Below are 787 nucleotides of genomic sequence, written 5' to 3'. Positions count from 1 at the left end.
TACAGGAAGTAATAAATATTAGCCACAAAAACCTGAAATCCCTTGAAGAAAAAATTCAGCATATAAATAAAGAAAAAGAAAAACTACCACACCTAAAAAAACAGGTGGAAAATCTTAAACAACTGGAAGAAGAATTATCAAAACTGCAAGAGCTTAAGCTACTGCAGGAAAAAGAAAAAAATATACAGGAAAAAATAGAAGAGTATAACCAGAAATCCCAAAAACTCAGCCAGATAAAAGAAATCGGCGAGAGATACGAACAAGCAGAAAAAGACCTAAAACAACTACAGGAAGAATTTACCAAACTCCAAAAAATACAAACAGAAAAACAGACCCTTGAAAAGCAGCTCACAAATATACAGAAAAAACAACAGCAAATATTGGACAAACTCTCAGAGATTTTACAATCATTACTAAAACTTAAAAAAAGCTATTTAATTTTGAAAGACAATCCCCTAACAATTGAACAGTTTATAAAAAATAATCAGGATAAACTTGAAGAACTAACTAAAATAAAAGAGGAACTTACCCAAGAAAAAGCAAAAATACAGGCAACAGGGGAAGAGCTTAAGAAAAAACTGGAAAATATTTCTTCCATAGAAGGAAAATGTCCAACATGTGATAGACCGCTGGAAAAACATACTCAGCAAGAGCTTATTCAGGAATTGGAAGAACAATTAAAAAAACTAAGGGCAGAATACAAAGAGCTAAACAAAAAAGACAAAGAAATTACCCAGCAATTAAAAGTAGAAAAAGAAGTTGAACCCCTTTTACAAAAATTCAAAGA

1 protein-coding gene is annotated in these 787 nt (G+C 31.1%); it reads left to right on the top strand.

Annotated features, from left to right (window positions below):
* Positions 1-787: hypothetical protein (locus tag MVE07_RS03525; RefSeq protein ID WP_297454065.1), on the top strand; the 787-nt coding region annotated here is incomplete at both ends.

This window comes from Persephonella sp. (assembly GCF_027023985.1).
Taxonomy (GTDB): Bacteria; Aquificota; Aquificia; order Aquificales; family Hydrogenothermaceae; genus Persephonella_A.
This window is presented reverse-complemented; position numbering and strand designations above follow the sequence as displayed.